Here is a 26,411-nt window from a genome sequence, read left to right on the forward strand (position 1 = left end):
GTCGGCGCAGCCTCCTCCCGTACGCACGTCGTGCCGCGTACGGTGATCAGCGCCCTCTCAGCCCGGTGCTCCGAGCTCCCGCGTTGTGCAAAGGTGCCCCCACGCTAGCGTCATGTGTGGCGTGCTGAACAGTGGGCCCCGTCAACTCTTGCGATGATCAGCCGGTGACGTCCTCGACTCAGCCCCCCGACGAGCCCGCCGAGCCCACGGGTCACACCGGCCACGCGCATGCCGACCACGGCCATGGCCACGGACATTCCCACGGCCACGGGCCTGCGGCTCCCGTATCGAAGCACCTGCGCAAGGTCATCGCGGCCGTACTGATCCCCTTCGCCACGGCCGTGTTCGTGGGCATGGCGGTGCTGTGGCCGGGCGGCGCCCCCTCGCACGAGCGCTCCGGTGTGGGCTTCGACCGCCAGACCGAGCAGGGCCGGGTCGTCGCACTCGAACGGGTCGACTGCAAATCCGTGAACGCCTCGCAGGTGCCGGCCACGGCCAACCCCTCGACCCCGGAGGGCCGCGAGGCGCAGGCCGCGCAGAACGGCCAGTGCAAGAAGGCCACCATCGAGGTGGGCACCGGCCGCGACAAGGGCCGCACCTTCTTCGAGATCGTCCAACCGGGGGCGCCCCGGCAGTTGGAGGACGGTCAGGAGGTGGTCGTGGCCTACGCCCCCGACGCGCCCCGGGACCTGCAGTACTCCGTCATCGACGTGAACCGCAAGATCCCGCTCGCGGTGCTGGCCGGCATCTTCGCCGTGGTGGTGGTCCTGGTGGGGCGGATGCGCGGCCTGTTCGCGCTGATCGCCCTCGCCATCAGCTTCGCCGTGTTGACCCTGTTCATCCTCCCGGCGATCCTGCAGGGCTCCAATCCGCTGCTCGTCGCGGTCATCGGGGCCAGCGCCATCATGTTGATCGCGCTCTACCTGTGCCACGGGCTGACCGCCCGCACCTCCGTCGCGGTCCTCGGCACGCTCGTCTCGCTGCTGCTGATCGGACTCCTGGGCTCGGTGTTCATCGACTGGGCGTTCCTCACCGGCAACACCGACGACAACACCGGGTTGATCCACGGGCTGTACCCGGACATCGACATGAGCGGTCTGCTGCTCGCGAGCATCATCATCGGATCGCTCGGCGTGCTCGACGACGTGACGGTCACCCAGACCTCGGCGGTCTGGGAACTCCACCACGCCGACCCGGCGATGGGGCCGCGGGCGCTGTACCGCGCGGCCATCCGCATCGGCCGCGACCACATCGCGTCCGTCGTCAACACCCTGGTGCTGGCCTACGCGGGCGCGGCCCTGCCCCTGCTGCTGCTGTTCTCGATCGCGAACAGCAGCGTGGGCGCGGTGGCCAACAGCGAGCTCGTCGCGGTGGAGATCGTCCGGACCCTGGTGGGCTCGATCGGCCTGGTGGCTTCGGTCCCCGTGACGACGGTGCTCGCAGCGCTGGTGGTGTCCGCAGACCGGCCGACGGCGGTGGCAACCGGTACGGCGGCGGCCCCGGGCGCCGGCCGTGGGGGCCGGGGCGGACGGGGCCGCAGGCGCAAGCGCTGAACAGGGCCGTCAGCCGGCGTTCTGCTCGTTCTGCCGGGACTCGCCGAGGATCCTGTCGAGGGCCTCGTCGAGGCTCAGCTCGAAATCGCCGAGGCTGCGCTCCTGGCCGAGCGGAACCAGCCGGTCGGTGCGGTCGAGGAAGGCGACGAGCGGCGCGGCGCCGGCCCGGAAGAGGGCGCGGTCGCTGCCGACCTGGAGCCGGATGTGGACGTCGGACAGTTCCTCGGTCGAAGTCGGGGCGATGTGGACATCGCCCTCCCCGCACGGCTTGTTGATGCCGTCGAGCAGGAGCTCCCGCCCGAACGCCCAGGTCACCGGCGCGTCTCCGGGGAGGTGGAAGGTCAGCCGTACCGCGTACGGGTCGCCGGCGTCGTACCGGAGCTCCACCGGGATCCGGAACGAGAGCTCCTCCGAAACGAGGAAGCTCATCATGACCTCTGCCTGTACCGACTCGCGCATTGCCTACCCCGCTGTTGTGGAAGTGGCCAGGAATGACCCCCCGGGACCCCCTTGACAAGATTGGTGGAAGCGCTAGCGGATCACAAGGAGTGAGTTTTCAGATACTGATAGAGAAGGAGAGGGTACTCAACAGCGCGCCTACTTCACTCCGTAGCCGATCGACTACCCATGGCAGTCTTTCGTGCTGATGGAAAGGGAGAGAAATGGCCATCGTGGCGGCGGCGTCTCCGGCAGTGATCGGGATCGCGGCGCACACGGTGCCCAGCGCGTACTCCTGACGCTCGGTCACGGGCTGCATCCGCCCCAGCGAACCGATCTTCTGCTCCAGGGCGCGCTGGTCCCGCACGGTGTACGGGGTGATGGCCTCTACGGGATGGCGGTCGTAGTAGTCCCGGCGCGTCTCCTCGTCGAGCTGGGCCAGCAGGCACTGCCCGATCGCGTGCGCGTGGCCGGTCGCCCGGAAGTCGGCCCACTCCTCGACGGCCGGGTCCGCCGGGGTGTCCGACACGCCCACGACCTCGATTTCACCCTCGCGGAAGACCGCGAAGTAGACGGGCGCCCCGACCGCGTCGCGGAAGTGCGCGAGCGAATCCCGGATCATGGTGCGACGTTTCTGCTGCAATCCGCCGACCGCCAGCCGTCCGGCCGCGTCCCCGAGGACGAAGACGCCGCCCTCACGGCGCAGGTATCCCTCGTGCGTGAGCGTCCGCAGCAGGTGGTACGCGGTGGGAAGGGGGAGCCCGGCCTCGCGCGCCAGTTGTTTCGCCGGGGCTCCCCCACTATGGGAGGCGGCCGCTTCGAGCAGCCTCAACGCCCGCTGCACCGAACCGATCAGTGTCGGCACACCGGCATTGTGAACCGGAGACAAGGACTCACCCCCAGGCGTGGCGGCGGGCTTTTGGGCCTGCCCTGCGGGGGCCGCCCCCGCACATGCCGCGGGTCCTGGGGCCGTGCTCGTTCCTGCGGGGCAGGGCCGAAGGTCGGAGCGGCCGTACCGGCGTTCGCACCCAGGGGGACGGCGCAGGTTGCACTTTAGCGATCGCGTCCCGCCCGGTGAGCGGCGTGGAGCCCCGCGTTAGGCCACCCGGGTTAGTCCCGGGCGGCCCCGAGCGGGGCCCGTACCCGCCCGCTACCACTCGCGGGACGAGGACTTCGCGCTGCTACCACCCAACTTCTTCACCAGGAAGACCAGGCCGCCGACCAGGGCGACGAAGAGCAGCAGTTTGAAGGCGAACCCGATCAGGGCACCGAGGATGCTCGTGATGACGCCGCCGAAGACGAAGAGCACCAGAAGCGGGATCGCGACCCACTTCACCCACCAGGGCATGCCTGCGAATGTCTCTCGGATGCCGTCCATGTCCTCGACCTCTTCCTCTTCCGCGTCCCCGTCGGTGAGGTCCGCTTCCCTGTCACCGATGCTAGGAGGCGCTGCCCGCGTCCGGGGGCCCGCGAGCCCCCGGACTCCCCTGATCCTGCCCCTAGGGGGATCGGGGGTCCGACCCCCACCCGGCGGCCGCGGTCACGCCTCCGGCGGGGAGAACACCACCAGCACCTTCAGGTCCTCGGTGATGTGGTGGAACTTGTGGGGCACGCCGGCCGGCACGTAGACGACGCTGCCGCGGGCCACGGTCGTCGTCTCCTCCCCGACCGTGATCGAGGCGCGGCCGCTGACCACGAAGTACACCTCGTCCTGGCGGTGCGGCTGCTGCGGGTCGCTCTGCCCGGCGTCGAGTGCGTACAGCCCGACCGACATGTTCCGCTCGCGCAGGAACTGCAGGTAGGCGCCGTCGTTGGCGAGCCGCTCGGCTTCGAGCTCGTCCAGCCGGAAGGCCTTCATCGTCGTTGTGCCCCTCGTGTTCTCGCGGTCCGGGATCGGCAGATCCACCGATATGCCGCCGGGATCTTCTCTGCCACGATCAGACACATGAATTTCGTAGTCAAGACGCTGGCGAACGCGGCCGCCCTCGCCGTGGCCATCTGGCTGGTATCGGGCATCACGCTCGACGACGGCAGCCCGCTGGGGCGCCGAACACTGACGCTGATCCTCGTCGCCCTGGTCTTCGGCCTGGTGAACCTCATCGTCAAGCCGGTGGTGAAGCTCCTGTCGCTGCCCCTGTTCGTCCTCACCCTCGGCCTGTTCACCCTCGTGGTGAACGCGCTCATGCTCCTGCTGACGTCATGGCTCGCCCAGCAGTTCGACCTCAGCTTCCACGTGGACAACTTCTGGAGCGCGCTGCTCGGCGGCGTGATCATCGCCGTCGTGTCCTGGGCCGTGAACATGGCCCTGCCCGAGAAGAACTGAACGGAGCGACCGTGTACCGCGTGTGCTTCGTCTGCACCGGCAACATATGCCGCTCACCCATGGCCGAGTCCGTGTTCCGCGCGCGTGTCGCCGAAGCCGGGCTCGACGGACTGGTCGACATGGACAGTGCCGGAACCGACGGCTGGCACGAGGGGGACGGGGCGGACCCGCGCACCGTCGCCGTCCTGGAAGCCGCCGGGTACGCACAGGACCACCGGGCCCGGCAGTTCCGCGCCTCGTGGTTCGCCGCCCTCGACCTCGTCATCGCCCTGGACGAGGGGCACCTGCGCGCGCTGCGGGCCGCGGCGCCCACCGCCGAGGACGCGGCGAAGGTCCGGCTGCTGCGTTCCTATGACCCCGCCGCCCCGGCCGGGGCGGACGTTCCCGATCCCTACTACGGCTCCCTCGACGGGTTCGAGGAGTGCCTACGGCTCGTCGAGGCGGCATGCCCGGGCCTGCTGGAGGCCGTACGGGGGGCACTGGACACGAAGGAGCACGCCGCGTGACCGACCGCACTTACGAGACGGGCGACGGCACCCGGGCCGTGCGCGCCGGGCTGCCCGCGCCGGTGAAGAACGAACCACCCCTGCCCGGCCCCGTCTTCGCCGCCCACTTCCACCTCCCCGGCGACGTCACCGGCCCGTACGCCTACGGCAGGGACACCAACCCCACCTGGACCCTGTTGGAGCGGGCCATCGGGGAGCTGGAGGCCCCCGGCCGGCAGGACGTGGACACCGTCGTCTTCGCCTCCGGGATGGCCGCCGTCTCCGCCGTTCTCTTCTCGCAGGCCCGCGCCGGCGACACCGTCGTCCTGCCCGACGACGGCTACCAGGCACTACCGCTGGTCCGGGAGCAGCTGGAGGCGTACGGGATCCTCGTCCGCACCGCGCCGACCGCCGGGGACGGCCAGCTCGCCGCCCTCGACGGAGCCCGGCTGCTGTGGATCGAGACACCGTCCAACCCCGGGCTCGACGTGTGCGACGTGCGGCGCCTGGCCGACGCGGCCCGCGCGGGCGGCACCCTGGTCGCCGTCGACAACACCCTCGCCACCCCGCTCGGGCAGCGGCCGCTGGAGCTCGGGGCCGACTTCTCCGTCGCCAGCGGCACCAAGGGCCTGACCGGCCACGGCGACATCCTCCTCGGCTACGTCGTCTGCCGCGACGCGGAGCTCGCCGCCGGAGTCCGCCGCTGGCGCAAGATCGTCGGGGCCATCCCGGGGCCCATGGAGGCCTGGCTCGCCCACCGCTCCCTGGCCACCCTCCAGCTCCGCGCGCAGCGCCAGTGGGCCAACGCCCTGGCGGTCGCGGAGGCCCTGGCCGACCGCGCCGAGGTGGCGGGGCTGCGCCACCCGGGGCTGCCCTCGGACCCCGCCCACGCCACGGCTTCCCGGCAGATGCGGGGATTCGGCTCGATCGTCTCGTTCACCCTGCCCGAGCGCGCCTTCGCCGAGCGGTTCCTGTCCGCTCTGCACCTCGTCGAGGACGCCACCAGCTTCGGCGGCGTGCGGTCCACCGCGGAGCGGCGTGGGCGATGGGGCGGCGACCCGGTCCCGGAAGGCTTCATCCGCTTCTCCGCCGGCGCCGAGGACACCGAGGACCTGGTCGCGGACGTGCTGCGGGCCCTCGACGCCGCCGGGAAGGGCCGCGGCTGACGCGCCCCGCAGCGCGCGAAGGGCGGTCCGAGCCTCCCCCCTCTTGGCTCGGACCACCCCGGGTTCCGCGCGAAGAACCACGTGTTCAAGGCTAGTTGACCCAGCGTCAGAGTCCAATCACGGTAACGACAGGGGCCTATCGACATATTTATAGTTGAAGGCCCCCACCGAGAGGGGCCCCTCATGGACCTGGCCCTGCTGCGCACTTTCGTCGCCGTACACCGGGCCGGCTCGTTCACCCGTGCCGCTGCGCTCCTCGGGCTGTCCCAGCCCGCCGTCACGTCCCAGATCCGCACCCTCGAACGCCAGCTGGGCCGCCCCCTGTTCCACCGGCGGGCCCGCGGGGTCACCCCCACCGCCGTCGGGGACGAGCTCGCCCACAAGGCAGCCCCGCACCTCGACGCCCTCCTGCAGATCACCGAGGCCGAGCGGGAGGCCGCCGGGGCGTCCCGCACCCTGCACCTGGCCGGCCCCCCGGAGTTCCTGTGCCTGCGGGTCCTGCCTGCCCTCGCCCCGCTCGTCGGCCAGGGCCACACCCTGCGGACCACCCTGCGGACCGGAGCCGAGGAGACCCTCGACGGGCTCGCCGCCGGCCACCACGACCTCGTCGTCACCACCGCCCGCCCGCGCGGCGAACTCTTCACCGCCACCGCCCTGTGCGACGAGGAGCACGTCCTGGTCGCCGCGCCCTACTGGGCCGCCCTCGTGGACCCGGACCGGCTGCGCGACACCGGGCCCGCCACCCTCGACGGCATTCCGCTCGTCGAGGTCCACGAGAGCCTGCCGCTGATCACCCGCTACTGGGCCGCCGTCTTCGAGACCCACCCCGACACCACCCGGCAGCCCGATGCCGCCACCGTGGTCGTTCCGGACCTGCGGGCCGTACTCGAATGCGTCCGGGCCGGCGCCGGGCTCGCCGTCCTGCCCCGCTACCTGTGCCAGGGCGCCCTCGACAGCGGGCAGATCGTCGCCCTGCTGGAGCCTGCCGTACCGCCGCTGCGGACCTGGTTCCTCGTCGTCCGCGCCGGAAGCCTCTCCCTGGCCCACCTCTCCCGCGCCCACGAGCGGCTGGTGCGCGCCGCCGCGCAGTGGTGAGCGTTCCGGTTCCGGCCCGTGGCGCGTTTCAGAAGGCGAGTCCTGGGCCACTCTTCTCCCATGACCGAACGTCCCGTGGTCAAACGCACCGCCCGCGCGATCCTGCTCGACGGTGACGACCTGATCCTCATCAAACGCACCAAGCCCGGCGTCGACCCCTACTGGCTGACTCCCGGCGGGGGAGTCGAGCCCTCGGACGAGACCGTCGTGGACGCCCTCCACCGGGAGGTCCACGAGGAGCTGGGAGCCAAGATCACCGATGTGGTGCCCTGCTTCGTCGACACCGTCGAGCACATCGCCGACGGGGGAGTGACCGGAGTGAAGGTCCAGCACTTCTTCGTCTGCCGGCTCGCTTCGATGGATCCTTCCGAGCGGCACGGCCCCGAGGTGGAGCAGCCGGAGGGTACATACGAGATCGTGCGGGTGCCGTTCAGCCGGGTCGGCATCGCGGCCGTCCACCTCGTACCGCTGTCACTGCGCCACTACCTGGACGGAAACATCGAGGGTGTGCGCGCCATGCACGCTCCCGACCTGGGCTGATCCGGCGCTCTTCACAAGGCGGGCGCCCGGCGGTCTCAGCCGGCGACGCCCGCCAGCTCCTCAACCGCGTCGTAGCGGATCCGCTCGCGGGGAATGCCGATCCGCTGGAGCTCGCCCACACCGCTGCGGATCATCGCCGGCGGCCCCGAGACGAAGGCGTCGTACGAGCTCCACGGCCCGTGCCGGCCGACCGCGCGCGGCAGCTGTCCTTCCAGGCCCTCGCAGACGACCGGGCGTACCGACAGCCACGGGTGCGAGCGTTGGAGCCCCAGCAGGGTGTCCTTGTCGTACAGGTCGCCGTCGGTGCGCGCCCCGAAGAATACCTCCACCGGACGCCGTTCTCCGTGTACGGCCACGTCCTCGATCAGTGCCTTGATCGGGGCGATGCCGGTGCCGCCGGCCAGGCACAGCATTCCGTTGTCGGTGCTGTGGTCCACCACCATCGACCCGGCCGGGGGCCCGAGGCGCAGTACGTCGCCGGGGCGGGCATGGCGTACGAGGGCGTTGGAGACCCAGCCGGCGGGAACGGCCTTGACGTGGAAGGACAGCAGACCGTCGGCGCGCGGGGCCGAGGCGAAGGAGTAGTGCCGCCAGACCCGTGGCCACCACGGCGTCTCGAGGCTCGTGTACTGGCCGGCGAGGAAGGTGTACGGCTGATCGGGGCGGACGGTCAGCACGGCGATGTCGGGCGTGCGCAGCTCGTGGGAGACCACCTCGGCGTGCCACCACGCCGGGGACTTCCGCTCGTCCTCGGCGGCGGCATCGATCATGATCTGTGAGATGGCGGTATAGGTCCGCACCCACGCGGCCTCCGCCTCCGGCCCCCAGGTGTTCATGGCGTACCGCGACAGCGCCCCGATGAGGGCCTCGCCGACCACCGGATAGTGGCCGGCGAGCGTGCCGTACTTGCGGTGCCCCGTGCCCAACCGCTGGAGGTACGGCGTGAGGACATGAGGGTCGTCGATGTGTTCGGCCGCGGTGAGCAGCGCCTTCAGCAGCCTGTCACGCTGGGCGTCCATCGCGGCCGGGAACATGCCCCGTACTTCCGGGTGCCCGGCGAACACCAGGGCGTAGAAGTAGGAGGTCACCCGGTCAGCGATGGGTGCGATCTCCTCCAGCGTCCGGCGGATGAGCACCGCGTCCGGGGAGGGCTCGGCCAGGCTGTCCCCGGACGGTATCCAGGCCGTCCCTCTGGCCGATCTGGTGGGCGGAGCGTCCATGCGGTGCCTCGCTTCGAACATCTCGGTCGGTAAGCACGCCACGGCCTTCGAATCCGTGGTTCCGGGGCTCACAGACTGCCAGCCGACCCAGACACTCGCGGGGGAATGGAGAAATCCCGCGTTTCGAACCCACTTTCCTCTTAAGATGCCTCAACTCCCGGGCGTGCCGCTGCAACGAGCTGGTATGCGTCGCGCAGATCCCGCCCTTCGTATACGTGCGTGGCGCGCTCGGCCAGGGCGGGCCGGGCGTTGACCGCCACCGATACCGGCACCGCTTCGAAGAGCACCTCATCGGTCACCGAGTCGCCGTACGCCACGCAGTCCGCGCGGTCGACCCCGAACCGGGAGCACAGCCGGTCGGCCACGGTGACCTTGTCCTTCGGTGTCAGGATCCCGGTCACGTCGACGGGCCGGGTGAACGGGACCTCGGGGAACACCGAGCCGTGGGCGGCGTGCGCACCCCACTCCAGCAGCAGCTCCACGAAAAACGACGGCGAGAGGGAGATGACCGCGCAGTAGTCGCCCCGTTCCCGGATTTCCTGCCACACCTCGCGGATCCCGGCCAGCCAGGGAGCGCCGCCGAAGGCCGCCCGGACATGGTCGGGAGTCAGTCCGGCCCACAGTGCATGGGCCGCCACCGAGAACTCCGGCGGATCGATCTCTCGGGCTCCGAACGCTCGCTCCAACTCGGCGATCTCCGCGCTCAGGCCGAGCTGTCGGGAGATCTCCACCGTCGCTGCCGAGCCGTACATCAGGGTGCCGTCGAGGTCGAAGAGGTGCAACAAGGTCATGTCAGTGGAGGCTAGCCGCTGGTTTCACGTGAAACGGCGTGTTTCACGTGAAACCCCGGTTCTGGTTTCACGTGAAACATCGTGCGGTTTCACGTGAAACATCAGACCGATCAACGCCGAACATCGCCCGAATTCCCCTGGACGTGTCCCCGCTGATGATCCAATCTGAGCCCGTGACACCACCACACCTCACCGACCTGCCGATCCGTGCGCTGACGGTGGAAGATCTCCGTCACTGCGCCAACCTCTCCGAAGACCGCGGGTGGCCGCGCGAGGACCACAAGTGGGGCTTGCTCCTCGCCGCGGGCAAGGGCTACGGAGTCGACGCCCCGGACGGGCGGGGGCTCGCCGCCGCCTGTGTCGTCACCTTCTACGGACACACCTACGACAAGCCCGAGCTGGCCGCCATCGGCATGGTCCTCGTGGCCGATCGGTACGCCCGCAAGGGCCTGGGGCGCCGCCTGATGAAGCACCTCGGCGACGACGTCCTCGACGGTGTCCCGCTCACCCTTCACGCCACCCCCTACGGCCGCCCCCTCTACGAGGAGCTCGGCTTCAACGCAACGGGCCGGGCCGAGATGCTCCTGGGCTCCTTCCGCCCAGACCCCGCAGCCCCGGAGCCGGGCGGCACCACGGTCCGGCCCGCCGCTGCCGAGGACATCGCACGAATCCTCCGCCTGGACGCCGAGGTGTTCGGAGCCGACCGGACCCACCTGATCACGAGGCTCCCTGCCTTTGCGGACCGGCTCCTGATCGCCGAGGACCGCGCGGGCCACCTCACCGGGTACGCCGCCATCTGGCCCAATATGGAGACGCATGTGATCGGCCCACTGGTCGCCCGCGACACGGCCTGCGCTCAGGCTCTCGTCACTGCCCTCGCCGCCACCACCCGCAGGCCCCTGCGCACGGATGTCGACGTCCGCCACGAGGAGTTCGTCAGCTGGCTCAAGGAGCGCGGTCTGGAATCCATCGCCTTCAACGCCGTCATGACCCGAGACATCCCCGGGCTCCCCGGCGACTGGACCCGGCGCTGGGCCCCGCTCACCGTGGCCGCCGGCTGAGAGAGGAGCCCCTCCCAGAACTGCCACCTGGTCCAGCTCACCTCCGACGCGCCCCGCACCGAGGCCCACCGCTTCTACGAGCGGCTCGGATTCACCGCGTCGCGCATCGGCTCCATGCTCACCCTCTGGTCGAACGGCCGGCCGGGCCGATCGGGCCCGGCCCGATCCCCCGCCAGCCCTGCGGGTCCACCCCGCCCGGTACCGGGGCCTCGGTGTCGTAAGGCTGCCGGGTGAACATGAACGACCCCAGGTCGAGGTGGCTCACCGAGCCGTCGGCCCGCCGGACCGCCCGCAGCGTCTCCCCCGCGTAGTAGCCGTTCAGGCCCCGCCAGCTGCCGTCCGGCTCCGCCCGGAACCGGGCCGCCCGACCCAGGGCGCCCGCAGGACCCAGTTCCAGCTCCCCGTTCGACCGAAGCCGCACCACATGCGGCGCCGGCCCCCAGTACCAGGGCCCGCACAGCTCCAGTGCCACGGGGTCCGCCTGGGCGAAGGGCCTCCACGGCTCGGGGAAGCGCGGTTCGGCGTCAGCGACGATGGTCAGCAGGTCCGCGGCCACGGTCCCGGCCGGCAGCCCCGACGTGCAGTTCGCCAGCACCACGGCCACCACGTCCTCGGCCTGGTTCAGCCACAGCCCCGCGACGAAGCCGGGCAGCGAACCGCAGTGCCCCGCGAGCCGCCGACCGCTGCTCTGCGTCAGCTGCATGCCCAGCCCGTAGCCGAACTCGGCGAGCCCCGGCTCGGCGGGCGCCGCCGCGGCGGCCATCTCCCGCACGGATTCCGTGTCGAGCACCTGCTCGTCCCCGTGCAGCAGGAACCGCCCGAACCGCGCCAAGTCCCGTGTGGTGGACCACAGCTGACCTGCCGACGCCATCAGTCCCAGGTCCTCCGACGGTTCGGGCAGAAGCACATCGGCCCACGGGTGGACTGCCCAGCCGTCCGCGTACGGCGCCTGCGCCTGAACCGTCGTCCGGTCCAGCCCCAGCGGCTCCAGCACCTCGGTGCGCAGCACCTCTTCCCAGGGCTTGCCGCGCACGGCGGCCACAAGTGAACCCAGCAACGTGTAGCCGGGGTTGGAGTAGTGGTGGCGCCGGCCCGCCTCGAAGAGAAGCGGCTCCTCCCCGAGGACGTCCGAGAGTTCCGGGCGCAGGGAGGCGGAGCTCCGCTCCCACCACGCACCGGGCGTCTCAGCGGTCAAACCTGCTGTGTGGGCGAGTAGCTGCCGGACGGTCACTTCTCCGACGCCGCTCCCCGGTAGGTGCTTCTCCAGAGGGTCTTCGAGTGCCACCAGGCCCTCGTCGCGCAGCCGCATCACCAGAACGGCCGTGAAGGTCTTGGTGATCGACCCGATCCGGTACTGCACGTTCCCGTCGGGGCCGTGCCCGTCGACCGAGCTACGGGACCCTTCCCAGACCAGGTCGCCTCCCCGCGCCACAGCGGCGGCGACCGAAGGCGCCCGGCCCTCGTTCTGGGCGACGGCGATCCGGTGCCCGAGGGCACGCCGGGTGCAGGGAAGCAGGTCCTGGTCTTCAGGCAGGGCGTCGTTCATGCCCGGATGCTACGTGTTGGCCATGTCCACGAAACGCGAATAGTGGCCCTGGAAGGCGACCGTGATCGTCGCCGTGGGGCCGTTTCGGTGCTTGGCCACGATCAGGTCGGCCTCGCCCGCGCGCGGCGACTCCTTTTCGTACGCGTCCTCGCGGTGCAGCAGGATCACCATGTCGGCGTCCTGCTCGATCGAGCCCGACTCACGCAGGTCGGAGACCATCGGCTTCTTGTCGGTGCGCTGTTCGGGACCACGGTTCAGCTGGGACAGCGCGATCACCGGCACCTCGAGCTCCTTGGCCAGCAGCTTGAGGTTTCGGGACATGTCGGAGACCTCCTGCTGACGGCTCTCGGGCCGGCGGGAGCCGCCCGACTGCATCAGCTGGAGGTAGTCGATGACCACGAGGGCCAGGTTGTTGCGCTGCTTCAGGCGCCGGCACTTCGCCCGGATCTCCATCATCGACAGGTTGGGGGAGTCATCGATGTACAGCGGGGCGGCGGAGACGTCCGGCATCCGGCGGGCCAGCCGGGTCCAGTCGTCGTCCGTCATCGTGCCGGAGCGCATGTGGTGCAGGGCGACGCGGGCCTCTGCGGACAACAGGCGCATCGCGATCTCGTTGCGCCCCATTTCGAGGGAGAAGATCACGCTCGGCAGGTTGCTCTTGATGGAGCAGGCACGTGCGAAGTCCAGCGCGAGCGTGGACTTACCCATGGCGGGTCGGGCCGCGATGACGATCATCTGGCCCGGGTGCAGGCCGTTGGTGAGCGAGTCGAGGTCGGTGAACCCGGTCGGAACACCGGACATCTGGCCGCTGCGCGAGCCGATGGCCTCGATCTCGTCGAGCGCGCCCTCCATGATGTCGCCGAGGGGCAGGTAGTCCTCGGAGGTCCGCTGCTCGGTGACGGCGTAGATCTCGGCCTGGGCGCTGTTGACGATCTCGTCGACGTCGCCGTCCGCCGCGTATCCCATCTGCGTGATCTTCGTGCCAGCGGCGACGAGGCGGCGCAGGACGGCGCGCTCGTGGACGATCTCCGCGTAGTACGAGGCGTTGGCGGCCGTGGGCACCGACTGGACCAGCGTGTGCAGGTACGAGACGCCGCCGACCTTGCCGATCTCGCCGCGCCGGGTCAGCTCGGCGCCGACCGTGATCGGGTCGGCGGGCTCGCCCTTGGCGTAGAGGTCGAGGACGGCCTGGTAGATGGTCTCGTGCGAGGGCCGATAGAAGTCGTGGCCCTTGATGATCTCCACGACGTCCGCGATGGCGTCCTTGGACAGCAGCATGCCGCCGAGCACCGACTGCTCGGCGTCGAGGTCCTGCGGCGGAACCCGCTCGAAGCCGCCGCCGTCCCAGGAGCCGCCCTCGCGGCCCCGCTCGTGCTGCTCGTCCCCGCGGCCCCGGCCGTCGGCGCCGCGGCGGGAGCGGGTGGGCAGACGGTCACCCGGACCGCTGTCGGCCCAGGGGTCGTCCATGGGCTCGGGCATACTCACCGGCCCGCCTCCTCACGTCCGCAACGCGGACCTCACCGTGCCGCTCGCTCCGGGGGCACGGCCCTGACATTTGGGACACCCGAGTCGGCGGTCGACCGGTCGGGCAACGCACAACGGTAGGGCCGGGAGCGGCGTCAGCCAATCTTGTTATCCACAGGCTGTGTGGATGAGATGTGGACGACGGACCCAATGCTGTGGGTAACTCGTCCGAAGCTGTGTACGGACCGGGGGACGGCGCTGTGGACAAAATCACCTGACCCACCCAATCACCATGCCTGACCTGCACATTCTTCCTCCACCGCCTGTGGGGGAGAAAATTCTTCGCCGCAGTCCCGAGATCGCCTCCGACAGGGTGTCACGGACGCCGGAACGGATCGTTCAGTAAGCCTCACAACACGGTTGTGTCTGTTACCTGTGGAAGATTAGATTGGGCGCATGACACAGGCCCTGGACACACCGAAGGCTGCACCGGGACGGCACGACCGAGAGATCCTCGCTCTCGCCATACCGGCCTTCGGAGCGCTCGTCGCGGAACCCCTCTTCGTGCTGGCCGACAGCGCCATCGTGGGGCACCTCGGCACCTCCCAGCTGGCCGGGCTCGGTGTCGCCGCCGCTCTGCTGACGACCGCCGTCAGCGTGTTCGTCTTCCTCGCCTACGCCACCACTGCGGCCGTCTCCCGCCGCGTCGGTTCGGGCGACCTTGGGGCCGCCATCCGGCAGGGCATGGACGGCATCTGGCTCGCCCTCCTGCTGGGCGCCGCCGTCGTCGCCGTCACGCTCCCCACGGCGCCCTGGCTCGTCTCGGCCTTCGGGGCCTCCGACACCATTGCCCCTTACGCGATCACCTACCTGCGGATCTCGGCGTTCGGCATCCCCGCCATGCTCGTGGTCCTGGCGGCCACGGGGGTCCTCCGCGGCCTCCAGGACACCCGCACGCCGCTCTACGTGGCCGTGGCCGGCTTCGCCCTCAACGCCGGCCTCAACGTCGCTCTGGTCTACGGAGCCGGCCTCGGTATCGCCGGCTCAGCCTGGGGCACGGTCGCCGCGCAGTGCGCCATGGCAGCCGCCTACCTCTTCGTGGTGGTCCGCGGGGCCCGGCGGCACGGAGCCTCGCTGCGCCCCGACGCGGCGGGCATCCGGGCCTGCGCCCAGGCCGGCGTACCACTGCTCATCCGCACCCTGTCCCTGCGGGCCGTCCTGATGATCGCGACCGCCGTGGCCGCCCGGCTCGGTGACGCGGACATCGCCGCCCACCAGATCCTGCTCGCCTTGTGGAGCCTGCTCGCCTTCGCCCTGGACGCGATCGCCATTGCCGGACAGGCGATCATCGGCCGGTACCTGGGAGCCGGCGACATCGGAGGCGCCAAAGCCGTCTGCCGCCGCATGGTGCAGTGGGGGGTCGTGTCCGGCGCCATCCTCGGCGCACTGGTGGCCGTGGCCCGCCCCCTGATCGTGCCGCTGTTCACCACCGACCCGGTGGTGGAGGAGGCCCTGCTCCCTGCTCTGCTGGTCGTGGCCGTGTCCCAGCCCGTCGCCGGGGTGGTCTTCGTCCTCGACGGGGTCCTGATGGGTGCGGGCGACGGACGCTATCTGGCCTGGGCGATGCTGACTACGCTGGCCGTGTTCGCCCCGGCCGCCCTGCTCGTGCCGGCCGTAGGCGGGGGGCTGACGGCCCTGTGGTGGGCCATGACGCTGATGATGCTGGTCCGGCTGGTGACCCTCCAGCTGCGCGCCCGCTCCGGCCGCTGGGCCGTCGCCGGGGCGACCCGCTGAGTCCGAGGCCCGTGTTTCACGTGAAACATGCCCTCGCAGGCTCCCCCGTTTCACGTGAAACAGGGGACCACGTGAAACACGGCTTCCCGACGTCCGCACCAACGACGAAGGGCCGCACCCGTCAGGGTGCGGCCCTTCATGCGCAGCACTTAGGCAGCGACGACCTCGACGCCCACGTTCGCGGCGACCTCGGCGTGCAGACGCACGGAGACCTGGTACGAACCGAGGGTCTTGATCGGGGCAGCCAGCTCCACGCGGCGCTTGTCGACCTTCGGACCACCGGAAGCCTCGATCGCCGTGGCGATGTCACCCGGGGTCACGGAGCCGAAGAGGCGGCCGGCGTCACCCGAGCGGGTGGCCAGACGGACCTTCGTGCTCTCGAGCTGGGCCTTGACCTCGTTGGCCTGCTCGATGGTCGCGATCTCGTGGATCTTGCGGGCGCGGCGGATCTGCGCCACGTCCTTCTCGCCACCCTTGGTCCAGCGGATCGCGAAACCACGCGGGACCAGGTAGTTGCGAGCGTAACCGTCCTTGACGTCAACGACGTCGCCGGCGGCACCGAGGCCCGAGACCTCCTGGGTCAGGATGATCTTCATTAGTCGGTCACCCTTTCCTTATCGCGCGGTGGACGTGTAGGGCAGCAGCGCCATCTCACGGCTGTTCTTCACGGCCGTGGCGACGTCACGCTGGTGCTGCGTGCAGTTGCCGGTAACGCGGCGGGCACGGATCTTGCCGCGGTCGGAAATGAACTTCCGCAGCATGTTCGTGTCCTTGTAGTCCACGTACGCGGTCTTGTCCTTGCAGAAAGCGCAGACCTTCTTCTTCGGCTTGCGCACAGGCGGCTTCGCCATGGTGTCTCTCCTGTGTGATCAAGAAGTGGGGGTGCGAGCTTCCCTAGAAGGGAGGCTCGTCCGAGTAGCCGCCGCCGGAGTTTCCACCCCAGCCACCGCCGCCGCCCTGCTGGCCGCCACCGGCCGGCGCGCTGGACGCCCACGGGTCGTCGGAGGTACCTCCGCCGCCCTGCGGACCGCCGCTGGGGGCTCCGCCCCAGCCGCCGCCACCGCCGCCGCCCTGCTGGCCGCCGCCGTACCCACCCTGGCCACCGCGGCCGGTGGTCTTGGTGACCTTGGCCGTGGCGTTCTTCAGGCTGGGACCGACTTCCTCGACGTCCAGCTCGAAGACCGTGCGCTTGACACCCTCACGGTCCTCGTACGACCGCTGCCTCAGCCGGCCCTGCACGACGACGCGCATGCCCCGCTGGAGGGACTCGGCGACGTTCTCTGCCGCCTGCCGCCACACCGAGCAGGTCAGGAACAGGCTCTCGCCGTCCTTCCACTCGTTGGTCTGACGGTCGAAGGTGCGGGGGGTGGACGCGACACGGAACTTCGCGACCGCCGCACCCGAGGGGGTGAAGCGCAGCTCGGGGTCGTCGACGAGATTGCCGACGACCGTGATGACGGTCTCGCCTGCCATGGATGAACCTCTCGGCGGGGATTTGCTGCTGGCTGCTGTGCTACTCGAACCCGATTACCGCTGAACCGAGGTTCAGTGGGTCTCGGGGCGAAGGACCTTGGTCCGGAGAACCGACTCGTTCAGGTTCATCTGGCGGTCGAGCTCCTTGACGACCGCGGGCTCGGCCTGCAGGTCGATGACCGAGTAGATGCCCTCGGGCTTCTTCTTGATCTCGTAAGCGAGACGACGACGGCCCCAGGTGTCGACCTTCTCGACCTTTCCGTTGGCCTCGCGGACCACGGAGAGGAAGTTCTCGATCAGGGGGGCGACAGAGCGCTCCTCGAGATCGGGGTCGAGGATGACCATCACTTCGTAGTGACGCATGTGGAACCCACCTCCTTTGGACTCAGCGGCCACGGTCGTTCCGTGGCAGGAGGGTCGTGATGCGTGCCGCACGGCGCCTGAGAGCAGACACCGCGCAGACCGTACAGACTACCCCGCCGCCTTCTTCCGGTTGAAATCCGGCGCAGGGAGGCCACAATCTGTAGGCATCGGGTGTGCTCGGTGCTATGCCCCCGGCCCGGAGGCAGGCCCGCAGCACCGGTCTGCTTCAGCCAGGAGGTGCCTTCCGATGGCACAGGCAATGCGCTCCCAGCCCTCCATCTCGCTCCTCGCGACCGACGGCAAGCCCCATCCGCTGCAGGACACCCTGATGGCGATCACGCTCATCTGCGGCGCCGTGGCATGCATCACAGCATTCTTCGACAATCTGCACCTGATCACGTCGTGGACCGGGCTGGTCGGGATCCTGACCGGCGCGTACGGACAATTCATCTCGGAAACGACACGCGAGCGCTTCGCGCTGATCATCGGCCTTGGCGCATCCGGCCTCGGCTTCTATCTCGGCATGGCCCACGGCGGCCTCTTCGGCGGTCTTCTGGGCTGACCGGGGCACCTCCGCGACAGGGCGTCCACCCCCCGACCGGCCCGGATAGGGCCCGTCCCCCAGAAGGGTGGCGCCCTTGTCGCAGTAGGCTTCGCGCCATAGCCAGCGAAGCCGCCGGAGGAGACGCCCCGCATGAGCCTGTCCCTGAGGACCATCAGCCGAGAGCAGCATCTGGGTTATCTCCAGAGCCTGCCCTCGGCTAGCCACTGCCAGGTCCCGGCGTGGGCCGACGTGAAGAACGAGTGGCGGTCCGAGAACCTCGGATGGTTCAACGAGAACGACGAACTCGTCGGTGCCGCACTCGTGCTGTACCGCCAGCTGCCCAAGGTGAAGCGGTACCTCGCCTACCTGCCCGAGGGCCCGGTCATCAACTGGTTCGCCCCGAACCTGGAGGAGTGGCTCCAGCCGATGCTGGCGCACCTCAAGCGCCAGGGCGCCTTCACCGTGAAGATGGGCCCGCCCGTCGTCATCCGGCGCTGGAACTCCGGTGCCATCAAGGGCGGCATCCAGGACCCGAACGTCAAGCGCCTGCGCGACGTGGAGCCTTCGCACATCGAGCCGCGCGCCTTCGAGGTGTCCGACAAGCTGCGCCGCATGGGTTGGCAGCAGGGAGAGGACGGCGGCGCCGGCTTCGGCGACGTCCAGCCCCGCTACGTCTTCCAGGTGCCGCTCGCCAACCGCTCGCTGGACGACGTCCTCAAGGGCTTCAACCAGCTGTGGCGCCGCAACATCAAGAAGGCCGAGAAGGCCGGCGTCGAGGTCGTCCAGGGCGGCTACGACGACCTGGCCACCTGGCAGCACCTGTACGAGATCACGGCCGAGCGCGACAAGTTCCGCCCGCGCCCGCTCAGCTACTTCCAGCGCCAGTGGACGGCCCTCAACGCCGAGGACCCGAACCGGATGCGGCTCTACATCGCCCAGCACGAGGGTGAGGCGCTGGCCGCAGCAACCATGATCACCGTTGGCCAGCACGTCTGGTACTCGTACGGTGCCTCCGCCAACCACAAGCGCGAGGTGCGGCCCTCCAACGCGATGCAGTGGCGCATGCTGCGCGACGCGTACGCGCTGGGCGCGAGCGTCTATGACCTGCGCGGCATCAGTGACACGCTGGACGAGAACGACCACCTGTTCGGCCTGATCCAGTTCAAGGTCGGTACGGGCGGCGAGGCCGTCGAGTACGTCGGCGAGTGGGACTTCCCGCTCAACAAGGTGCTGCACAAGGCGCTCGACATCTACATGTCGCGTCGCTGACCGGCTGCACCCCACCCTTCGCACCGCTGCTTCACGCAGCCATTCCAGAGAGGCTCCGGACGGGCATGGCGCTCACGCTCTACGTCGACACCGCGCGCTGGCGTGCGCACCACAAGCAGATCCAGGACCAGTTCCCCGGACTGATCCCGGTCTGCAAGGGCAACGGCTACGGCTTCGGCCACGACCGGCTGTCCGAGGAGGCGACCCGCCTGGGCGCGGACACCCTCGCCGTCGGCACGACGTACGAGGCTGCGGCCATAAAGGACCTCTTCAGCGGCGACCTGCTCGTCCTCACCCCGTTCCGGCGCGGTGAGGACCCGGTCCCGCTGCCGGACCGGGTGATCCGCTCCGTGGCCTCGCTGGACGGGGTCCGCGGCCTGGTCGGCGCCCGCGTGGTCATCGAGTGCATGAGCTCGATGCGCCGCCACGGCATCTCCGAGCAGGACCTCGGCCAGCTGCACGCGGCGATCGAGGACGTGCGGCTGGAGGGCTTCGCCCTCCACCTGCCCCTGGACCGCCCGGACGGCTCGGACCCGGTCGAGGAGGTCATCGGCTGGATGGACCGGCTGCGCGCGGCCCGCCTGCCGCTGCACACCATGTTCGTCAGCCACCTGAAGTCCGCGGACCTGGCACGGCTGCAGCAGCAGTTCCCGCAGACCCGCTTCCGGGCGCGCATCGGCACCCGGCTGTGGCTGGGGGACCACGATGCGACCGAGTACCGCGGCAGCGTCCTGGACGTCACCCGGGTCGCCAAGGGCGACCGGTTCGGTTACCGGCAGCAGAAGGCCGCCTCGGACGGCTGGCTCGTCGTGGTGGCGGGCGGCACCTCCCACGGAGTGGGCCTGGAGGCTCCCAAGGCCCTGCACGGCGTCATGCCGCGGGCCAAGGGCGTGGCCCGGGCCGGCCTGGCCACCGTGAACCGGAACCTTTCGCCCTTCGTGTGGGCGGGCAAGCAGCGCTGGTTCGCCGAGCCGCCGCACATGCAGGTCTCCATCCTTTTCGTGCCGTCGGACGCGCCCGAGCCCCAGGTCGGCGACGAGCTCGTGGCACACCTGCGCCACACGACGACGCAGTTCGACCGGATCGTCGACGCCTGATCCGGTCCGGGCCGGGTCACGCCCGGCCCGGGTCCGGGGCCGTCAGTCGACGGGGGCCTTGCCCCAGCTGACCCGCTGTCCTTCCGAGGGCGCCGCTTCCTGCGGCGCCCTCGCTGCGTCCGAGAGCACGAACACGTCCTCGGCCCCGTCCAGGACACCGCCGGAGGGGTCGTCCGACCCGTCGCGGCGTACGACGTCCCGCTCGGGCATCAGGATGTCGCGCACGACGACCGCGCACAGGTAGAGGGTGCCGAGCAGATGGGCGGCGATGGCCAGCTGGTAGCCCTCCGTGGGCAGGCCCTGGTGCTTATCGCCGCTGGTCGTGTAGGCCAGGTAGAACCAGATCCCGAGGAAGTAGACGACCTCGGTGGCCTGCCAGACGAGGAAGTCCCGCCAGCGCGGCCGGGCCAGCGCCGCGAGCGGGATGAGCCACAGCACGTACTGCGGCGAGTACACCTTGTTGGCCAGGATGAACGCGGCCACGACCAGGAAGGCCAGCTGCGCGAAGCGCGGGCGGCGGGGCGCGGTGAGCGTGAGCAGGCCGATGCCCGCGCACAGCAGCAGCGTCAGGCCCGTGGCGTAGGTGTTGGCGTCGTGCAGCGGGTTGCCGGAGCGCTGGGAGATGAGCAGCCACACCGAGCCGAAGTCGATGGGCCGCTCCTGGCTGAAGGTGTAGAACTTCTTCCAGCCGTCCCAGGCGAGCAGCATGACGGGCAGGTTCACCACGAGCCAGGAGGCGGCCGCGCCGAGGGCCGCCGTACCGAACGCCCGCCACTTCCCGGCCCGCCAGCACAGCACGAACAGCACCCCGAGCAACAGGACGGGGTAGAGCTTCGCGGCGGTGGCCAGGCCGACGAGGACACCGAAGAGCAGGGTGCGGCCGCGGGACCACATGAGCATGGCCGCGGCGGTCAGGGCGATGGCCAGCAGGTCCCAGTTGATCGTCGCGGTGAGCGCGAAGGCGGGCGCGAGGGCGAAGAGCAGCGCGTCCCAGGGCCGGCGGCGGTGGGTGCGGGCGACGCACACGGCGATGACCGCGGCGCAGCTCATCAGCATCCCGGCGTTGACCATCCAGTACATCTGCTCGCGGTGCTGCATGGAGCCGCCGCCCGGGGTCAGCCAGGACGCGACCTCCATGAACAGGCCGGTGAGCACGGGGTACTCGAGGTACTCCATGTCTCCCGGCAGGCGGTCGAAGTACGGGGTGAGGCCGTCGGCGAAGCCGCGAGCGACGAAGAGGTGCGGGATGTCGGAGTAGCAGGCGTGGGTGTACTGGGATCCGGCGCCACGGAACCACGCCCAGTCGTAGCAGGGCAGCTTCTGCACCATGCCGAGCGCGAACATCCCGAGGGCGACCAGCACCACGACGCGGACCGGGTTCAGCCAATGGCCGCCCAGCCTGGCGTAGCGGCCGATGGGACCGCCGATGAACTCGCTGCCCGCCGCGGCGACCTCGTCCTGCCGGGTGGGCAGTACCGGCCGGTCCTCCTGCACCTTCGTCATGCGCTCATCCTGCCGTACGGCGCCGGGCACGCGGGAGGGCCGCCGCGACGGATGCGGCGGCCCTCCTCCGGTCAGGGGACGGGGCGGGGTCAGCCCTCGCTCGTGAAGGGCGCCCAGTTGCTACCGCCGGGGCGGCCCGGCCTGCCCGTCATCGTCGGGGACGGCGATCCGGTGGATCCGCCGCCGCCGTCGTTGCCACCGTTGTTGTTACCGCCGCTGTCGGGGATGCAGTACAGCTGCCACGGCTTGCAGGACGGCTTGCCGCCCCGGGAGGGCGACGGGGAGGGCGACAGGGAGGTCGACGGGGACGGGGACACCGACGTGGACGGCGAGGGCGAGACGGAGGGGCTCGGCGAGGGGGCGCCGGCGGAGTCCGCGATCACACCGATCTTGTCGGGCTCCGGGAAGTCCTTGACCGGGGCGTCCTTGAGCGCGTCCTTCATGTAGGCGGTCCAGATCACGGCCGGGATGTCGCCACCGTGGATGGAGTCGGTGCCGCCCACGCCGTTCATGGAGATCAGCTTCTTGTCCGGCGAGTTCGGGTCGGTACGGAAGAGCGTGACCGAGGTGGACAGCTCCGGGGTGTAGCCGACGAACCAGGCCGACTTGTTGAAGTCGGTGGTACCGGTCTTGCCGGCGGCCGGCCGGCCGAGCTTCTTGGCCTTGGTGCCGGTGCCGTTCTGCACCACGTTCTCGAGCACCTTGGTGACGTTGTCGGCGATGGTGTCGTCCATCGCCCGCTGCTCCTTGGGCGGCTCGAAGCCGGGCAGGTCCTTGCCGTCCTTCTGCACGCTGCGCACGGAGAAGGGCTCGCGGTGGACGCCGGACGCGGCGAAGGTGGCGTACGAGTCGGCCATGCGGATGGCGCTCGGGGTCGAGGTGCCCAGGGCGAACGAGGCGTCGTTGTTCGGGTTCATCGAGTCGTCGAGGATGCCCGTGGCCTTGGCCACCTCACGGACCTTGCTGTGGCCGACGTCGAAGACGAGCTGCGCGAACGGCACGTTGATGGACTTCTCCATCGCCTCGTTGAGGGTCACGTAGCCGTAGGGGTACTCGCTCTCGTTCTTCTGCCGGAACGGCTTGCCGGCGGAGTCGCGCAGCGGCTTGCCCTCACGGTTGTTGATCACCGTGAGGTCGTTGGCCATGTACTTGCTGTCGGGCGAGAGGCCCTGGCCCTTGGAGTTCTGGGTGCCGTACTCCATGGCCGCCGCCAGCACGTACGGCTTCCAGGTCGAACCGACCGGGACACCGATGGTGTTGGCGTTGTTGCTGAAGTACTTCTTGTCCATCCCCGGGCCGCCGTACAGGGCCACGATCGCGCCGGTCTTCACGTCCACCGAGGCCGCGCCGAACTGGACGAAGGTGTCGTGCTCGGGACGGGCCTTCTCGTCGAGGAAGTCGTTGCGGGTCTCGTCGACCGCCTTGGCCAGGGCGTCGACCTTCGGCTTCTGGAAGGTGGTCTTGATCTGGTAGCCGCCCCTGGCCATCTGCTCCGGGGGGATCTTCGCGACCTTCATGACGTACTGCTTGGCCGTCTCGACCAGGTAGCCGGTCTGGCCGGAGAGGCTGCGGGCCTGCTCGGAGTCGACGAGCTTGGGGAAGTCCTTGAACTGGTCCCGCTCCGACTTCTGCATGCGGCCGACGGCGACCTCACGGTCCAGCACCCAGGCCCAGCGGGCCTGGGCCCGCGCCGTGTTCTGCTCGGGGGTGGCCGTGGGCCCGATGCCGCCGTCCGGGTTGTAGAGGTTGGGGCCCTTGAGCACGGAGGCCAGGAAGGCGCTCTCGGAGGGCGTCAGGTTCCAGCAGTCCTTGCCGAAGTAGGCGCGCGCGGCCGCCTGGATGCCGTAGGCATCGCGCCCGTAGTAGGCGGTGTTGAGGTAGCCGGCGAGGATCTTGCCCTTCTCCTCGGTCATGCCGAGCCTTATCGAGATGAAGAGCTCGGTGACCTTGCGCTTCAGCGTCTGGTCCGAGTCCAGGTACGTGTTCTTCACGTACTGCTGGGTGATGGTCGAACCGCCCTGTGTGGAGCCGCCCTTGGCCATGTTCCACACGGCGCGGGCGATGCCCATCGGGTCGACGCCCTTGTCCGTCTCGAAGGACTCGTTCTCCGCGGAGATCACGGCGTTCTGCATCGACTTGGGGATCTTGTCGATGGGCACGATCTGCCGGTTCATGGTGCCGCCGGTGGCGACCATCTGCGTGCCGTCGTCCCAGAAGAACACGTTGTTCTGGGCCTGTGCGGCGAGGTTCGGGTCCGGCGTGCTCACCGCGGCGATGCCGATACCGGCCCCTGCCGTTATCACCGCGAAGAAGCCCAGGGCCGTGCCGCCCACCAACTTCCACGACGGCACGAAGCGCTGCCAGCCCTCCTTGTCGGAGCGCGGGTAGTTGATGAACCGCTTGTCGGAGCGGCCCGCGCCCCGTCCTCGGGTTCCGGATCCGCGCTGGGCTGCCCGGCGCGCATCTGCGCGGCTGCCGTGGCCGCGGGGGTCTGCGTACGGTCCGCTGTACGACGCCGTGGGGACGTCGCGCGCGGGCCCGGCGCCGTGTCCGGGGCGCTGTTGGGCGGCCCGGCGGGCAGCGGCACGTCCGCTGCCCTCGGGCTGCGGCGGTTTGCGGCGGTGCTCGCTCATCGAACGACTACTCCTCGGGCAGGCGAGTGGCCTGGAAGCGGCTGGTGAATTCCGGTTCCCCCTGTGTCCTGCCGCAAAGACTACGCACGCCCAAAACCCGAACAGTGCCGAAGTTCACCCCAAATCAGGCAAGTCGCCTCCCGCGAATCAGTGATGTGATGCCGGTCACGAGGTCCCCACTTGTCGACGACGGTGCCCCGTTCTATCGTCTGGATGTATCGAGCCGATACATCAGCTCGGTATAAAAACTCAGAGGCGAAGGAGGCAGGCGGATGAGCAGGCGCTCAGGCATCCTCGAGTTCGCCGTCCTCGGCCTGCTTCGCGAGTCCCCCATGCACGGCTACGAACTGCGCAAGCGGCTCAACACCTCGCTGGGGGTATTCCGGGCGTTCAGCTACGGGACGCTCTACCCCTGCCTCAAGACGTTGGTCGCCAACGGCTGGCTGGCCGAGGAGCCGGGCAACGCCCCGGAGGACGCTCTCGCCGCTTCACTCGCAGGGCGCCGCGCCAAGATCGTCTACCGGTTGACGGCGGCCGGTAAGGAGCACTTCGAGGAGCTCCTGTCCCGCACGGGCCCCGACACCTGGGAGGACGAGACCTTCGCCGCCCGGTTCGCCTTCTTCGGCCAGACCGAGCGGGACGTGCGCATGCGGGTCCTCGAAGGCCGTCGCAGCCGGCTCGAGGAGCGCCTCGAGAAGATGCGCGCCTCGCTCGCCCGTACGCGGGAGCGCCTCGACGACTACACGCTTGAGCTGCAGCGGCACGGAATGGAGTCCGTGGAGCGCGAAGTGCGCTGGCTGAACGAGCTCATCGAGAGTGAGCGGGCAGGACGGGATCTGAGACGACCCGGCCCGCCCGACGAAACCGCAAAGTGAGGCCTGCACCTCGCAGGCCTCGTCCGAGAACAAACAGGGAGCAACCGGAATGGGTTCGGTTCGCGTAGCCATCGTCGGCGTGGGCAACTGCGCCGCCTCGCTGGTGCAGGGCGTCGAGTACTACAAGGACGCCGACCCGGCGTCCAAGGTCCCCGGGCTGATGCACGTCCAGTTCGGCGAGTACCACGTCGGTGACGTCGAGTTCGTCGCCGCCTTCGACGTCGACGCGAAGAAGGTCGGCCTCGACCTCTCGGACGCCATCGGCGCCAGCGAGAACAACACCATCAAGATCTGCGACGTTCCGCCCTCCGGCGTGACCGTCCAGCGCGGTCACACCCTCGACGGCCTGGGCAAGTACTACCGCGCGACGATCGAGGAGTCCGCCGAGGCCCCGGTCGACGTGGTCCAGGTCCTCAAGGACCGCGAGGTCGACGTTCTGGTCTGCTACCTGCCCGTCGGCTCCGAAGAGGCGGCAAAGTTCTACGCCCAGTGCGCCATCGACGCCAAGGTCGCCTTCGTCAACGCCCTCCCGGTCTTCATCGCCGGCACCAAGGAGTGGGCCGACAAGTTCACCGAGGCCGGTGTCCCGATCGTCGGCGACGACATCAAGTCGCAGGTCGGCGCCACCATCACGCACCGCGTGATGGCGAAGCTGTTCGAGGACCGCGGTGTCCGTCTCGAGCGCACCATGCAGCTCAACGTGGGCGGCAACATGGACTTCAAGAACATGCTGGAGCGCGACCGCCTGGAGTCGAAGAAGATCTCCAAGACGCAGGCCGTCACCTCGCAGATCCCCGACCGCGACCTGGGCGAGAAGAACGTCCACATCGGCCCGTCCGACTACGTCGCCTGGCTCGACGACCGCAAGTGGGCCTACGTCCGCCTCGAGGGCCGCGCCTTCGGCGACGTCCCGCTGAACCTCGAGTACAAGCTCGAGGTGTGGGACTCCCCGAACTCCGCCGGTGTCATCATCGACGCGCTGCGCGCCGCGAAGATCGCCAAGGACCGCGGCATCGGCGGCCCGATCCTGTCGGCCTCCAGCTACTTCATGAAGTCCCCGCCGGTCCAGTACTTCGACGACGAGGCCCTGGAGAACGTCGAGAAGTTCATCAAGGGCGAGGTCGAGCGCTAAACAGGACACGACACGAGGCACCCGGGGGTCCCCAGGACACCTGGAC

27 protein-coding genes and 1 pseudogene are annotated in these 26,411 nt (G+C 69.7%); 14 read left to right on the forward strand and 14 right to left on the reverse strand.

From position 1 onward, the window contains the following. Positions 1-164: 164 nt before the first annotated feature. Positions 165-1,553 (forward strand): YibE/F family protein, encoded by a 1,389-nt coding sequence (locus ACZ4VL_RS05265; protein WP_468196062.1) that lies wholly within the window; start codon positions 165-167, stop codon positions 1,551-1,553. Positions 1,554-1,562: 9 nt separating this feature from the next. Here the strand turns inward: ACZ4VL_RS05265 and ACZ4VL_RS05270 are convergent, their stop codons facing one another. The 4 genes from ACZ4VL_RS05270 to ACZ4VL_RS05285 all read right to left on the reverse strand — a co-directional run bounded on the left by ACZ4VL_RS05270 (position 1,563) and on the right by ACZ4VL_RS05285 (position 3,849). Then, positions 1,563-2,012: an SsgA family sporulation/cell division regulator gene (locus tag ACZ4VL_RS05270; RefSeq protein ID WP_468196065.1), complete on the reverse strand. Its 450-nt coding sequence runs from the start codon at positions 2,010-2,012 to the stop codon at positions 1,563-1,565. Positions 2,013-2,109: 97 nt separating this feature from the next. Beyond that, a complete protein-coding gene (locus ACZ4VL_RS05275; protein WP_468196066.1) occupies positions 2,110-2,856 on the reverse strand; it encodes an IclR family transcriptional regulator in 747 nt (248 codons plus the stop codon). 285 nt (positions 2,857-3,141) lie between these two features. Next, entirely contained in the window at positions 3,142-3,369 is a 228-nt protein-coding gene (locus ACZ4VL_RS05280; protein WP_361093179.1) for a DUF5326 family protein, read from the reverse strand. 162 nt (positions 3,370-3,531) lie between these two features. After that, complete coding sequence (locus tag ACZ4VL_RS05285; protein ID WP_385674229.1) at positions 3,532-3,849, reverse strand: cupin domain-containing protein; 318 nt, start codon at positions 3,847-3,849, stop codon at positions 3,532-3,534. Positions 3,850-3,936: 87 nt separating this feature from the next. Here ACZ4VL_RS05285 and ACZ4VL_RS05290 point away from each other — a divergent pair, with 87 nt between their 5' ends. The 5 genes from ACZ4VL_RS05290 (at position 3,937) to ACZ4VL_RS05310 (ending at position 7,600) form a co-directional block, all read left to right on the forward strand. Further along, positions 3,937-4,314: a phage holin family protein gene (locus tag ACZ4VL_RS05290; protein WP_468196070.1), complete on the forward strand. Its 378-nt coding sequence runs from the start codon at positions 3,937-3,939 to the stop codon at positions 4,312-4,314. 59 nt (positions 4,315-4,373) lie between these two features. After that, entirely contained in the window at positions 4,374-4,820 is a 447-nt protein-coding gene (locus ACZ4VL_RS05295) for a low molecular weight protein-tyrosine-phosphatase (protein WP_468196072.1), read from the forward strand. After that, complete coding sequence (locus ACZ4VL_RS05300) at positions 4,760-5,965, forward strand: cystathionine gamma-lyase (protein WP_468196074.1); 1,206 nt, start codon at positions 4,760-4,762, stop codon at positions 5,963-5,965. Before ACZ4VL_RS05295 ends, ACZ4VL_RS05300 begins: the two co-directional genes overlap by 61 nt. 183 nt (positions 5,966-6,148) lie before the next feature. Then, a complete protein-coding gene (locus tag ACZ4VL_RS05305) occupies positions 6,149-7,060 on the forward strand; it encodes a LysR family transcriptional regulator (protein ID WP_468196076.1) in 912 nt (303 codons plus the stop codon). A gap of 60 nt (positions 7,061-7,120) precedes the next feature. Continuing rightward, positions 7,121-7,600, forward strand: coding sequence for an NUDIX hydrolase (locus ACZ4VL_RS05310; RefSeq protein WP_361093161.1), 480 nt, complete (start codon positions 7,121-7,123; stop codon positions 7,598-7,600). Between the two features lie 35 nt (positions 7,601-7,635). Here ACZ4VL_RS05310 and ACZ4VL_RS05315 read toward each other — a convergent pair whose 3' ends face one another. Beyond that, positions 7,636-8,820: a globin domain-containing protein gene (locus tag ACZ4VL_RS05315; RefSeq protein WP_468196079.1), complete on the reverse strand. Its 1,185-nt coding sequence runs from the start codon at positions 8,818-8,820 to the stop codon at positions 7,636-7,638. Between the two features lie 140 nt (positions 8,821-8,960). Continuing rightward, positions 8,961-9,611 (reverse strand): HAD family hydrolase, encoded by a 651-nt coding sequence (locus ACZ4VL_RS05320; RefSeq protein WP_468196082.1) that lies wholly within the window; start codon positions 9,609-9,611, stop codon positions 8,961-8,963. A 173-nt stretch (positions 9,612-9,784) separates the two neighbouring features. On the opposite strand from ACZ4VL_RS05320, the gene ACZ4VL_RS05325 reads away from it, so the two are divergent. Continuing rightward, positions 9,785-10,672 (forward strand): GNAT family N-acetyltransferase, encoded by an 888-nt coding sequence (locus ACZ4VL_RS05325; RefSeq protein ID WP_468196084.1) that lies wholly within the window; start codon positions 9,785-9,787, stop codon positions 10,670-10,672. Next, positions 10,673-10,798, forward strand: a pseudogene (locus ACZ4VL_RS05330) (GNAT family N-acetyltransferase); the annotation flags it as partial. Here the strand turns inward: ACZ4VL_RS05330 and ACZ4VL_RS05335 are convergent. Together ACZ4VL_RS05335 and dnaB are read right to left on the reverse strand one after the other, a co-directional pair. Further along, positions 10,791-12,218, reverse strand: a complete 1,428-nt coding sequence (locus tag ACZ4VL_RS05335) for a serine hydrolase domain-containing protein (protein WP_468196086.1) — start codon at positions 12,216-12,218, stop codon at positions 10,791-10,793. The pseudogene ACZ4VL_RS05330 and the gene ACZ4VL_RS05335 overlap by 8 nt on opposite strands. A gap of 9 nt (positions 12,219-12,227) precedes the next feature. Beyond that, complete coding sequence (gene dnaB / locus ACZ4VL_RS05340) at positions 12,228-13,703, reverse strand: replicative DNA helicase (RefSeq protein ID WP_468196088.1); 1,476 nt, start codon at positions 13,701-13,703, stop codon at positions 12,228-12,230. Between the two features lie 435 nt (positions 13,704-14,138). Here dnaB and ACZ4VL_RS05345 point away from each other — a divergent pair, with 435 nt between their 5' ends. After that, positions 14,139-15,476 carry an MATE family efflux transporter gene (locus ACZ4VL_RS05345; RefSeq protein ID WP_468196090.1) on the forward strand — a complete coding sequence of 446 codons (1,338 nt, stop codon included), beginning with the start codon at positions 14,139-14,141 and terminating at the stop codon, positions 15,474-15,476. A 149-nt stretch (positions 15,477-15,625) separates the two neighbouring features. On the opposite strand, the gene rplI is transcribed toward ACZ4VL_RS05345, so the two are convergent. The 4 genes from rplI to rpsF form a co-directional block, all read right to left on the reverse strand. Continuing rightward, positions 15,626-16,072 (reverse strand): 50S ribosomal protein L9, encoded by a 447-nt coding sequence (gene rplI, locus ACZ4VL_RS05350; protein ID WP_468196093.1) that lies wholly within the window; start codon positions 16,070-16,072, stop codon positions 15,626-15,628. 18 nt (positions 16,073-16,090) lie between these two features. Further along, on the reverse strand, positions 16,091-16,327 hold the full coding sequence (gene rpsR / locus ACZ4VL_RS05355; RefSeq protein WP_005315025.1) for a 30S ribosomal protein S18: 237 nt from the start codon (positions 16,325-16,327) through the stop codon (positions 16,091-16,093). A gap of 43 nt (positions 16,328-16,370) precedes the next feature. Beyond that, positions 16,371-16,949, reverse strand: coding sequence for a single-stranded DNA-binding protein (locus tag ACZ4VL_RS05360; protein ID WP_468196095.1), 579 nt, complete (start codon positions 16,947-16,949; stop codon positions 16,371-16,373). 72 nt (positions 16,950-17,021) lie between these two features. Beyond that, entirely contained in the window at positions 17,022-17,312 is a 291-nt protein-coding gene (gene rpsF / locus ACZ4VL_RS05365; protein WP_361093134.1) for a 30S ribosomal protein S6, read from the reverse strand. A gap of 247 nt (positions 17,313-17,559) precedes the next feature. On the opposite strand from rpsF, the gene ACZ4VL_RS05370 reads away from it, so the two are divergent. The 3 genes from ACZ4VL_RS05370 to ACZ4VL_RS05380 all read left to right on the forward strand — a co-directional run bounded on the left by ACZ4VL_RS05370 (position 17,560) and on the right by ACZ4VL_RS05380 (position 20,222). Then, positions 17,560-17,874 carry a hypothetical protein gene (locus ACZ4VL_RS05370; RefSeq protein ID WP_468196098.1) on the forward strand — a complete coding sequence of 105 codons (315 nt, stop codon included), beginning with the start codon at positions 17,560-17,562 and terminating at the stop codon, positions 17,872-17,874. A 132-nt stretch (positions 17,875-18,006) separates the two neighbouring features. After that, positions 18,007-19,125, forward strand: coding sequence for a lipid II:glycine glycyltransferase FemX (locus tag ACZ4VL_RS05375; protein ID WP_404237175.1), 1,119 nt, complete (start codon positions 18,007-18,009; stop codon positions 19,123-19,125). Positions 19,126-19,190: 65 nt separating this feature from the next. After that, the gene (locus ACZ4VL_RS05380) at positions 19,191-20,222 is read left to right on the forward strand and encodes an alanine racemase (RefSeq protein ID WP_468196101.1); all 1,032 of its coding nucleotides are present in this window, start codon (positions 19,191-19,193) and stop codon (positions 20,220-20,222) included. Positions 20,223-20,264: 42 nt separating this feature from the next. Here ACZ4VL_RS05380 and ACZ4VL_RS05385 read toward each other — a convergent pair whose 3' ends face one another. Both ACZ4VL_RS05385 and ACZ4VL_RS05390 read right to left on the reverse strand, forming a co-directional pair. After that, a complete protein-coding gene (locus tag ACZ4VL_RS05385; protein ID WP_468196104.1) occupies positions 20,265-21,725 on the reverse strand; it encodes a glycosyltransferase family 87 protein in 1,461 nt (486 codons plus the stop codon). Positions 21,726-21,814: 89 nt separating this feature from the next. Then, entirely contained in the window at positions 21,815-24,358 is a 2,544-nt protein-coding gene (locus tag ACZ4VL_RS05390; protein ID WP_468196107.1) for a transglycosylase domain-containing protein, read from the reverse strand. A gap of 272 nt (positions 24,359-24,630) precedes the next feature. Between ACZ4VL_RS05390 and ACZ4VL_RS05395 the strand changes: the two genes are divergently transcribed. Together ACZ4VL_RS05395 and ACZ4VL_RS05400 are read left to right on the forward strand one after the other, a co-directional pair. Next, entirely contained in the window at positions 24,631-25,233 is a 603-nt protein-coding gene (locus tag ACZ4VL_RS05395; RefSeq protein ID WP_361093116.1) for a PadR family transcriptional regulator, read from the forward strand. Positions 25,234-25,282: 49 nt separating this feature from the next. Beyond that, entirely contained in the window at positions 25,283-26,365 is a 1,083-nt protein-coding gene (locus ACZ4VL_RS05400; RefSeq protein ID WP_468196111.1) for an inositol-3-phosphate synthase, read from the forward strand. Positions 26,366-26,411 lie beyond the last annotated feature (46 nt).

It is taken from the genome of Streptomyces sp. NPDC029014 (assembly GCF_055564695.1).

What these genes read in the sequence shown, in the direction of transcription:
- ACZ4VL_RS05270 (WP_468196065.1), bottom strand. Translation starts at nt 2,012, where the DNA reads ATGCGCGAGTCGGTACAGGCAGAGGTCATGATGAGCTTCCTCGTTTCG.
- ACZ4VL_RS05280 (WP_361093179.1), bottom strand. Translation starts at nt 3,369, where the DNA reads ATGGACGGCATCCGAGAGACATTCGCAGGCATGCCCTGGTGGGTGAAG.
- ACZ4VL_RS05285 (WP_385674229.1), bottom strand. Translation starts at nt 3,849, where the DNA reads ATGAAGGCCTTCCGGCTGGACGAGCTCGAAGCCGAGCGGCTCGCCAAC.
- ACZ4VL_RS05290 (WP_468196070.1), top strand. Translation starts at nt 3,937, where the DNA reads ATGAATTTCGTAGTCAAGACGCTGGCGAACGCGGCCGCCCTCGCCGTG.
- ACZ4VL_RS05295 (WP_468196072.1), top strand. Translation starts at nt 4,374, where the DNA reads ATGGCCGAGTCCGTGTTCCGCGCGCGTGTCGCCGAAGCCGGGCTCGAC.
- ACZ4VL_RS05300 (WP_468196074.1), top strand. Translation starts at nt 4,760, where the DNA reads ATGCCCGGGCCTGCTGGAGGCCGTACGGGGGGCACTGGACACGAAGGA.
- ACZ4VL_RS05305 (WP_468196076.1), top strand. Translation starts at nt 6,149, where the DNA reads ATGGACCTGGCCCTGCTGCGCACTTTCGTCGCCGTACACCGGGCCGGC.
- ACZ4VL_RS05310 (WP_361093161.1), top strand. Translation starts at nt 7,121, where the DNA reads ATGACCGAACGTCCCGTGGTCAAACGCACCGCCCGCGCGATCCTGCTC.
- ACZ4VL_RS05315 (WP_468196079.1), bottom strand. Translation starts at nt 8,820, where the DNA reads ATGGACGCTCCGCCCACCAGATCGGCCAGAGGGACGGCCTGGATACCG.
- ACZ4VL_RS05320 (WP_468196082.1), bottom strand. Translation starts at nt 9,611, where the DNA reads ATGACCTTGTTGCACCTCTTCGACCTCGACGGCACCCTGATGTACGGC.
- ACZ4VL_RS05335 (WP_468196086.1), bottom strand. Translation starts at nt 12,218, where the DNA reads ATGAACGACGCCCTGCCTGAAGACCAGGACCTGCTTCCCTGCACCCGG.
- ACZ4VL_RS05345 (WP_468196090.1), top strand. Translation starts at nt 14,139, where the DNA reads ATGACACAGGCCCTGGACACACCGAAGGCTGCACCGGGACGGCACGAC.
- rplI (WP_468196093.1), bottom strand. Translation starts at nt 16,072, where the DNA reads ATGAAGATCATCCTGACCCAGGAGGTCTCGGGCCTCGGTGCCGCCGGC.
- rpsR (WP_005315025.1), bottom strand. Translation starts at nt 16,327, where the DNA reads ATGGCGAAGCCGCCTGTGCGCAAGCCGAAGAAGAAGGTCTGCGCTTTC.
- ACZ4VL_RS05360 (WP_468196095.1), bottom strand. Translation starts at nt 16,949, where the DNA reads ATGGCAGGCGAGACCGTCATCACGGTCGTCGGCAATCTCGTCGACGAC.
- rpsF (WP_361093134.1), bottom strand. Translation starts at nt 17,312, where the DNA reads ATGCGTCACTACGAAGTGATGGTCATCCTCGACCCCGATCTCGAGGAG.
- ACZ4VL_RS05370 (WP_468196098.1), top strand. Translation starts at nt 17,560, where the DNA reads ATGGCACAGGCAATGCGCTCCCAGCCCTCCATCTCGCTCCTCGCGACC.
- ACZ4VL_RS05375 (WP_404237175.1), top strand. Translation starts at nt 18,007, where the DNA reads ATGAGCCTGTCCCTGAGGACCATCAGCCGAGAGCAGCATCTGGGTTAT.
- ACZ4VL_RS05380 (WP_468196101.1), top strand. Translation starts at nt 19,191, where the DNA reads ATGGCGCTCACGCTCTACGTCGACACCGCGCGCTGGCGTGCGCACCAC.
- ACZ4VL_RS05385 (WP_468196104.1), bottom strand. Translation starts at nt 21,725, where the DNA reads ATGACGAAGGTGCAGGAGGACCGGCCGGTACTGCCCACCCGGCAGGAC.
- ACZ4VL_RS05390 (WP_468196107.1), bottom strand. Translation starts at nt 24,358, where the DNA reads ATGAGCGAGCACCGCCGCAAACCGCCGCAGCCCGAGGGCAGCGGACGT.
- ACZ4VL_RS05395 (WP_361093116.1), top strand. Translation starts at nt 24,631, where the DNA reads ATGAGCAGGCGCTCAGGCATCCTCGAGTTCGCCGTCCTCGGCCTGCTT.
- ACZ4VL_RS05400 (WP_468196111.1), top strand. Translation starts at nt 25,283, where the DNA reads ATGGGTTCGGTTCGCGTAGCCATCGTCGGCGTGGGCAACTGCGCCGCC.